Source organism: Albidovulum sp. (assembly GCF_049646345.1).
In the GTDB taxonomy this organism is placed as follows: Bacteria; Pseudomonadota; Alphaproteobacteria; order Rhodobacterales; family Rhodobacteraceae; genus Albidovulum.
This window is the reverse complement of the sequence record NZ_JBARVQ010000496.1, coordinates 1-7939: the sequence shown is the minus strand read 5'-3', so window position 1 is coordinate 7939 and position 7939 is coordinate 1. Positions and strand designations below refer to the sequence as shown.

The following is a 7939-nucleotide window of genomic DNA, read 5'->3' as shown; positions in this document are numbered from 1 at the left end:
ATAGGCCTTGAAATCACCGAAATACTTCGTGATCGCTGCCGTCAACGTCGTCTTGCCGTGGTCAACGTGACCAATGGTCCCGATGTTCACATGCGGTTTGTTCCGTTCAAACTTTGCCTTTGCCATGATGGCCTCCTTAATTTCGTTTGGGTGGCAAGGTTACCCCTGCCCTACTGGTGTTGGGTAGGGCGGGGTTCACCCCGCCATCCCGTTAAGCGTATTTCTTCTGGATCTCGTCCGAGATGTTCTGCGGCACGGCATCGTAATGGTCGAACTGCATCGTGAACACTGCGCGGCCCGAGGACATCGAGCGCAGGTTGTTGATGTAGCCGAACATGTTGGCCAAGGGCACCATGCAGTTGATCACGTTGGCGTTGCCGCGCGTGTCCTGACCCTGCACCATGCCGCGACGCGACGTGAGGTCGCCGATGATGCCACCGGTATATTCCTCCGGCGTCACCACTTCGACCTTCATGATCGGTTCCAGAAGCTTCGCACCGGCCTTCTTCAGACCTTCGCGCATCCCGGCACGCGCCGCGATTTCGAAGGCGAGAACCGACGAGTCGACGTCGTGGAACGCACCGTCGATCAGTGCCACCTTGAAGTCGATAACCGGGAAGCCCGCGAGCGGACCCGAGTCCATGACCGACTTGATGCCCTTTTCGACGCCCGGAATGTATTCCTTCGGCACCGCGCCACCGACGATCCGGCTTTCGAAGGAATAGCCTTCGCCCGGTTCGGTCGGCGAGATGATCATTTTCACCCGCGCGAACTGACCGGTACCACCGGACTGCTTCTTGTGGGTGTAGTCGATCTCGGCTTCGTGGCCGATCGTTTCACGATAAGCCACCTGCGGCGCACCGATATTCGCCTCGACCTTGAATTCCCGCTTCATGCGGTCAACGAGGATGTCGAGGTGAAGTTCGCCCATGCCCTTCATGATGGTCTGACCGGACTCAAAGTCGGTCTCGACGCGGAAGGACGGGTCTTCGGCAGCGAGACGGGCCAGAGCGATGCCCATCTTTTCCTGGTCCGCCTTGGTTTTCGGCTCAACCGCGATCTCGATCACCGGTTCGGGGAAGGTCATGGTTTCCAGAACCACCTGCTTGGCGGCATCCGACAGGGTGTCACCGGTCGTGGTTTCCTTCAGACCTGCCAGTGCGATGATGTCGCCTGCGAAGGCTTCCTCGATTTCCTCGCGGTTGATCGAGTGCATCATCATCATGCGGCCGATCCGCTCGCGCTTGCCCTTCGTCGTATTCATGATCTGGTCGCCCTTCTTGAGGACACCGGAATAGATACGGGTGAAGGTGAGCGAGCCGACGAACGGGTCGTTCATGATCTTGAACGCAAGCGCCGAGAAGGGCTGCGCATCATCGGCCGAACGGGCCTGATCGCGGGTTTCCGTCTCATCGCCCGGTTTGAAGCCCATATAGGCCGGTACGTCCAAGGGCGACGGCAGGAAGTCGATGACCGAGTTCAGAAGCGGCTGAACGCCCTTGTTCTTGAACGCGGAACCGGCAGTCACCGGCACGAAGGCCATAGACAGGCAGCCCTTGCGGATCAGCTTGCGCAGCGTCGCCTCATCGGGCTCTTCGCCTTCGAGGTAGGCCATCATCGCGTCGTCGTCCATTTCGACGGCGACTTCGACAAGCTTGCCGCGCCATTCGTCGGCGACGTCCTGAAGATCGGCACGGATCGGCTTGCGAACCCAGCTTGCGCCGAGATCTTCACCTTCCCAGACCCATTCTTCCATCTTGATCAGATCGATGATGCCTTCAAGCTTGTCCTCGGCACCGATCGGCAGGGCGATCGGGGCGGGCGTCGCACCGGTGCGATCCTTGATCATCGTCACGCATTTGAAGAAATCCGCGCCGATCTTGTCCATCTTGTTGACGAAGACGATCCGCGGAACCTTGTAGCGGTCGGCCTGACGCCAGACGGTTTCGGTCTGCGGCTCAACACCGGCATTGGCATCCAGAAGGCAGATCGCACCGTCGAGCACCGCCAACGAACGCTCGACTTCGATGGTGAAGTCGACGTGGCCCGGGGTGTCGATGATGTTGAAGCGGTACTTGGTGTCCGACGTGCCTTCGGCGGTCGGATCTTCCTGACGCTGCCAGAACGTGGTGGTCGCAGCCGAGGTGATCGTGATGCCACGCTCCTGCTCCTGCTCCATCCAGTCCATGGTCGCGGCGCCGTCATGGACTTCGCCGATCTTGTGGGACTTGCCGGTATAGAAAAGGATCCGCTCGGTCGTCGTGGTTTTACCCGCGTCGATATGAGCCATGATACCGATGTTGCGGTATCGCTGAAGAGGGTAGTCGCGTGCCATCTTTCGCCTTCCTTCCGCTTACCAGCGGTAATGGCTGAACGCTTTGTTCGCGTCGGCCATCTTGTGGGTGTCTTCGCGCTTTTTCACCGCAGTGCCACGACCGTTGACGGCATCGGCAAGCTCACCGGCCAGACGCTCTTCCATCGTGTTTTCGTTGCGGTTTTTCGCGGCAATGATAAGCCAGCGGATCGCCAGCGCTTCGCGGCGCTCGGGGCGAACCTCGACCGGCACCTGATAGGTCGCACCGCCAACGCGGCGCGAGCGCACTTCAAGTGACGGCTTCACGTTGTCGAGCGCTTCGTGGAAGCATTCGATCGGCTGACGCTTCAGCTTGCCTTCGACGCGCTCCAGCGCGTTGTAGACGATCCGTTCGGCGACGGACTTCTTGCCGTCAACCATCAGGTTGTTCATGAATTTGGTCAGGACCTTATCGCCATATTTGGCGTCCGGCAGAACTTCGCGCTTTTCGGCGGCGTGACGACGAGACATCTGGTGATCTCCTTATTTCGGACGCTTCGCGCCGTATTTCGAACGACGCTGACGACGATCTTTGACACCCTGGGTATCGAGGACACCGCGCAGGATGTGATAACGGACGCCCGGAAGGTCTTTCACCCGGCCGCCACGGATCAGGACAACGGAGTGTTCCTGAAGGTTGTGCTTTTCGCCGGGGATGTAGCTGATCACCTCGAAGCCGTTGGTCAGGCGGACCTTGGCCACTTTACGCATAGCCGAGTTCGGCTTCTTCGGCGTCGTGGTGTAGACGCGGGTGCAGACACCGCGCTTCTGCGGGCAGGATTCCAGGTGCTGCGACTTGGATTTCTGCGGCTTCGCTTCCCGGGGCTTCCGGATCAGCTGTTGGATCGTCGGCATTAACTCTCGCCTTTGTTTGCAGCCCGATCAACGATCGCCCGTCAGCGACGTTTCCGGGGGCTTTTCTCACAAGTCGTGCCCTGCGCGTCCGCAAAACACCAAAACCGCAATCGTCCCTTCGCGGGGCGACGCGGTGGAATTCCAGAGGATCGGGGCTATGGGGCCCGGATCATGACCACTTCAGTTCTGATACACGTCCACGCGCAGTAAACCCGTGGCCGAGTGGGCGCCGTATAGGGGGAGTCGCGGGGGTTGTCAACAAGGGGTCTCAGCGCCGCTCCGTCAGAATCAGGCGATGCAGGACAAGGGCGATCATGAGCACGAACAGGGCCGCGAAAATGGTATCGGAAAGGAAATGCCGCCCCGTCGCGACACGCAGGACCAGACCCGCGACCGGGAATGCGATGGCCGCGGCGGCATAGATCGCCAGCAGGACGCGGGGAAGAAACCGTCGCGCCAGCGGTGCGAGGATCAGGAAGGTGATCGCCAGCGCCACGGCCGCCGAGCCCTCGCCCGAGACGAAGGAACAGTTCCTCGCGCATTCATCGGCAGGCAGCCAGGGCGGCGTGAATTCCCGCGTGCCGCCGAACTCGGCGATGCTTCCCGGCCGCGCCCTGCCCCAATGGTTCTTCAGAACGGCATTGACCAGAAGGATGGGCCCGAGGAGGTAGAGAAGAAAGACGAATGCGGCCGGTCGCGCGCCGAAATCAGGAAGCGGCCGTTTGAGCGCTGCCATCCCGAGCGCAAAGATCGCCACAAGAAACGCCGCGATGCTGAAGCCCCAGACCGTTTCGCGCAGGATCTGAACCGCCTCGATATCAGACAGCCAGAACCGTTCCCCTTCCCGGTAAAACAACGCGGATGTGGTAAGGTCCAGCTCGGGCCAGAAATAGAAGGTTGCAAGCGTCAGCACGAAACAAGCCGCCAGCCAGTATGCCGCCCTGTGGTGATCAACGCGCATTGTCGGAACATCCCTCAGGCAGCAGCCAGACTGACAGCTTGCGGCCGTGATAGGCGCCGCCTTTCGTGTCGAGTTTGCCGACAGGTTTTCCCGCGCAATCCGGCGCGGACCTGCCCACGAGCATCACCGGGCCATGTCCGGGCGGCAGCGGAAAGTTCTGTTCGTAGTAGTTGTCGGGCCGTCCTTTGGGCGGCGGTGCATAGATGGCAATCCCGGCGTCACGCCCGACATAATAAAAATCGGCAAGGATGTCGCGCTCGGTCGCGACGACACCCGGAACACCAAGGCGCTGCGCCTCATCCAGTATCTGTTGCGACAGGTCATGCCGCCCGAGATAGCGCGCCAGCAGCGGCTTGCCCTTGCTTTCCGGGACGGGTGCCATGATCGCCAGCAGCGGCAACAGAACCGACACCACCGCGTTGATCACAACCGAGGCGGCCAGCAGCTTCGGCGCCCTTTGGTACAGAAGTCCAACGGCCAGGATCGTACCCGCGAAATAGGTGGCAACACCCCAGTTCGCATAGGCGCGCTCCAGCAATGCCTGGGTGCAGACGATCATAAGGACCGGCAGGGAAAGGCAGACCAGTGCCCGTCCCATGTGCCCGCCCGGCCGGACACACGCCCACAAAAACGCGCCGAACAGAACCGGTCCCATGACGGCAAACTGGCTGAAGAAGAACTCGGCAAGACCGGCCGGGTTGAGACCGGCCAGCCACGATCCGCCCCGCACCCAGCCGACATTGTCCATCGTATGGGACACCGTCGTCAGATCGTTCGACAGGTTCCAGAGGATATTCGGCAGGATGACAAGCCCGAACGCAGCGACCAGAGCGAACCACGCGCGCACCGAAAGCCGCATCACCGGAACGATCAGGGCGGCAAGGACCGCGCCAAGCAGGAAATACACCGCAGCATATTTCGCCAGAAATGCGGCCCCGATCGCCGCGCCCGCCAGAGCGGCAAAGCCGCTGCGCCTGGTCTCGGCCGCGCGGAAGTAAAACAGCAGGGCCGCCGCGAAGAAGGGCGCCATGATCGTGTCGGTGGAGATCAGAATGCTGCCCAAGGCCACCATGGGCAAGGTGGCGTAACTCACCGCGACCCAGAATGCAGCTCGTGGCGCATAGAGCCGGGCTGCCAGCGTGCCGAGGATCAGGGCGGTTGCGCCGTGGAACATTGCGCCGGGCAGCCGCACCCAGAACGGCGCATCACTGCCCGCCAGCTCTGTCACCGCCCGGATCACCCAGGCGATCAGCGGCGGCTTGGAATAATAGCCAAAGTCGAGCCTCTGCCCCCAGAGCCAATACTGGCTTTCATCGACAAAAAGGTCGGTGCGGTTGAACCAGAGCGCCACGACACGGGCCAACGTCACCGCCCCGACCAGAAGGATGGCCGGTCCGACCCAGTTCGCGCGGTCAGACATTGCTCTGCCGATCCTTGTGGATGAGCCAGAGGTTGCGGGCATAGATGAAGACGCCTGTAGACTGGCCAAGGATGAAGACAACGTCGCGGCGATAAATCGCATAGGTCAGCAGGATGATCCCGCCCGCCATCGACAGATACCAGAAGGAGAGCGGTACAACGGATTTCTTCGCGCGTTCCGACGCGATCCACTGGACGAGGAATCTGCCGGTGAACATGAGCTGGCCGAACAGGCCAAATGCCACCCACCAGAATTCGACCCAGCCGCCGACGTGAAGAATGCCAAAGACCTTTTCCATGCCTCAGCCCCGCTTGGCCGGTTCGGAGGGCACCGCGCGCTTGCGCCGCCGCAAAAGCCACATGACCCCGATCAGGTCCACGGCACCGACAAAGGCCCGCTGGATGTTGGAGTAGTTCGACCGCCCTGCCCCGCGCGGCCGGTGGCTGACATCGACATGGGCCACCTGCCAGCCATCGCGGGCAAAGAGCGCGGGCAGATAGCGGTGCATGTGATTGAAGAAGGGCAGCCGCAGGAAAGCCTCGCGCCGGAAGGCCTTAAGCCCGCAGCCGGTATCCCGCGTCCCATCATTCAATGCCCATGACCTCAGCGCATTGGCAAACCGCGACGCGAGTTTCTTCGAAACCGTATCCTGCCGCCCGACCCTTTGACCCGCAACAATGCCGATGGCGTCCGCGCCTTCGGCCAGAAGCGGCGCGAAAAGCTTCGGCAATTCCTCGGGCGGGTTCTGGCCATCGCCGTCGAGCGTGCAGACAATAGTCCCGACCGATGCCATCACGCCGCTATGGACAGCAGCACTTTGCCCGCCCGACCTTTCATGGCGCAGCAACCTCAGCTTTGGATGCGTGTCCATGCGCCGGGTGACGACGCCGGATGTATCATCCTCCGACCCGTCATCGACGACGATTACCTCATAATCGCCATGGGCTTCGCAGGCGGCATCAATCCCGTCGAGAAGCGTCTCGATATTCTCGGCCTCGTTCTTCGCGGGAATGACGATGGATACGGTGACCATGGATATCCCGGAAAAGCCGTCGTTGGTGCTGCTTCATTGCGTCCAGCGGTGGTACTGCACGGATGCGCGATTGTAAATGAGAGCGCGGTACGTCAGCGAAGATGCAACGGCGCCTTCACCGGCGTCGCAACGACCTGCCCCACCTTGCGTTCGCGGTAGAAGGTATAGATCCCGGTTGCCACTATGACCGCCGCGCCCATCAGCGTGATCGCATCGGGCAGTTCGCTGAAGGCGGCCCATCCAAGAACGATCGAAAACAATAGCGCGGTATAACGGAACGGTGCGACCAGGCCGATCTCACCCACCCGCATCGCCATGACGATCAGGAGGTATCCTGCGATCAGGAATGTCGCGGCCCCGATGATCAGCATGGATTGGGTCGGCCCCACTACCGCCCAGTCGCTGAACGGCAGCAGGAAGACCGCGCTTATCGTGACTGAAATGGCGGCAAGAAACGCGACGGACACCGAGGGCACATCCGGTGAGAGACGTCGGGTGGAGAGGTCGCGCACCACCACGAACGCGACCGATACCAAGGCAAGCAATGACCACCGGTCGAACCCGTCAGTGCCGGGCCGGACGATCAGCAGCACACCGCAGAACCCCACGCCGATGGCAGCCATACGCCGCCAGCCGACGGGTTCGCGCATGATCAGCGCCGCTGACAATGTAACGGCAAGCGGCAGCGCCTGCATGATCGCCGAGAGGTTGGCGAGCGGCATGTGGCGCAGCGCGGTCAGGAAGATTAGGGTCGCGGCCACCTCGCCCAGCGACCGCAGACCGAGCCGCTGGGCGTCGCTACGTGCGAAACGTAGCCTGAGCCGCCCCCGATACAGGCCGATCAGGCCAAGGGCCGCCGCCGCGAGGGCTCCACGCAGAAAGATCGCCTGCGCCAGTGGCAAGTCGGCGGTGACAGCTTTCATGCAACTGTCATTGATCGCGAAGGCGGCCATCGCGAGGGTCATGAACAGCGCGCCGCGCAGATTTCCCGACATTATGTTGCGGTCTTACTCCTGAAAGAGGCAAGAACGGGCGGACGCCCGGATACCGTCTCTGCCGGGGCAGTCATTTCACACACGACCACCTCTTTTGCGGAACGCGTCAAGCGTTTCGGGTTTCAGTTGAAATCACAGATATCGGAAACAGCGCAAGAAAAGGGCCAATTTCGTATCAACGCAAGCCCGAAACGCGGCAGGGCAGGATGTTCGGTGTCGAAGCGCATGCCATTCGCTCAGGGGGACACATGTTGCGACACGCATGGCCGGTCAGAGCCCTTAACAGACCTTGGCGGTTGTCCCCTTTCGCCCGGAATCAAGC

The 7939-nt window shown here is 61.4% G+C and carries 9 protein-coding genes; all 9 read right to left on the bottom strand.

The annotated features are described in order from the left end of the window. A partial coding sequence (locus tag WBB85_RS12490; RefSeq protein ID WP_245813843.1) for a GTP-binding protein occupies positions 1-126 on the bottom strand: 126 nt, incomplete at its 3' end. Positions 127-211: 85 nt separating this feature from the next. After that, positions 212-2335, bottom strand: coding sequence for an elongation factor G (fusA, locus tag WBB85_RS12485; protein ID WP_432638936.1), 2124 nt, complete (start codon positions 2333-2335; stop codon positions 212-214). Between the two features lie 18 nt (positions 2336-2353). Continuing rightward, on the bottom strand, positions 2354-2824 hold the full coding sequence (rpsG, locus tag WBB85_RS12480) for a 30S ribosomal protein S7 (protein ID WP_432638935.1): 471 nt from the start codon (positions 2822-2824) through the stop codon (positions 2354-2356). A 12-nt stretch (positions 2825-2836) separates the two neighbouring features. Continuing rightward, complete coding sequence (rpsL, locus tag WBB85_RS12475) at positions 2837-3208, bottom strand: 30S ribosomal protein S12 (protein WP_263340580.1); 372 nt, start codon at positions 3206-3208, stop codon at positions 2837-2839. Between the two features lie 268 nt (positions 3209-3476). Further along, on the bottom strand, positions 3477-4169 hold the full coding sequence (locus WBB85_RS12470) for a phosphatase PAP2 family protein (RefSeq protein WP_432638934.1): 693 nt from the start codon (positions 4167-4169) through the stop codon (positions 3477-3479). Beyond that, positions 4159-5589: an ArnT family glycosyltransferase gene (locus tag WBB85_RS12465; RefSeq protein ID WP_432638933.1), complete on the bottom strand. Its 1431-nt coding sequence runs from the start codon at positions 5587-5589 to the stop codon at positions 4159-4161. Before WBB85_RS12465 ends, WBB85_RS12470 begins: the two co-directional genes overlap by 11 nt. Then, entirely contained in the window at positions 5582-5887 is a 306-nt protein-coding gene (locus WBB85_RS12460) for a lipid-A-disaccharide synthase N-terminal domain-containing protein (RefSeq protein ID WP_432638932.1), read from the bottom strand. The genes WBB85_RS12465 and WBB85_RS12460 overlap by 8 nt, the downstream gene beginning before the upstream one ends. 3 nt (positions 5888-5890) lie before the next feature. Then, the gene (locus tag WBB85_RS12455) at positions 5891-6622 is read right to left on the bottom strand and encodes a glycosyltransferase family 2 protein (RefSeq protein WP_432638931.1); all 732 of its coding nucleotides are present in this window, start codon (positions 6620-6622) and stop codon (positions 5891-5893) included. A 92-nt stretch (positions 6623-6714) separates the two neighbouring features. Then, positions 6715-7617, bottom strand: coding sequence for a DMT family transporter (locus WBB85_RS12450; RefSeq protein WP_432638930.1), 903 nt, complete (start codon positions 7615-7617; stop codon positions 6715-6717). Between the last annotated feature and the right edge of the window lie 322 nt (positions 7618-7939).

Bases quoted from the DNA above. Each gene is read 5' to 3' on its own strand.
- rpsG (WP_432638935.1), bottom strand. From the start codon at position 2,824: ATGTCTCGTCGTCACGCCGCCGAAAAGCGCGAAGTTCTGCCGGACGCC.
- WBB85_RS12465 (WP_432638933.1), bottom strand. From the start codon at position 5,589: ATGTCTGACCGCGCGAACTGGGTCGGACCGGCCATCCTTCTGGTCGGG.
- WBB85_RS12450 (WP_432638930.1), bottom strand. From the start codon at position 7,617: ATGTCGGGAAATCTGCGCGGCGCGCTGTTCATGACCCTCGCGATGGCC.
- WBB85_RS12455 (WP_432638931.1), bottom strand. From the start codon at position 6,622: ATGGTCACCGTATCCATCGTCATTCCCGCGAAGAACGAGGCCGAGAAT.
- WBB85_RS12470 (WP_432638934.1), bottom strand. From the start codon at position 4,169: ATGCGCGTTGATCACCACAGGGCGGCATACTGGCTGGCGGCTTGTTTC.
- fusA (WP_432638936.1), bottom strand. From the start codon at position 2,335: ATGGCACGCGACTACCCTCTTCAGCGATACCGCAACATCGGTATCATG.
- rpsL (WP_263340580.1), bottom strand. From the start codon at position 3,208: ATGCCGACGATCCAACAGCTGATCCGGAAGCCCCGGGAAGCGAAGCCG.
- WBB85_RS12460 (WP_432638932.1), bottom strand. From the start codon at position 5,887: ATGGAAAAGGTCTTTGGCATTCTTCACGTCGGCGGCTGGGTCGAATTC.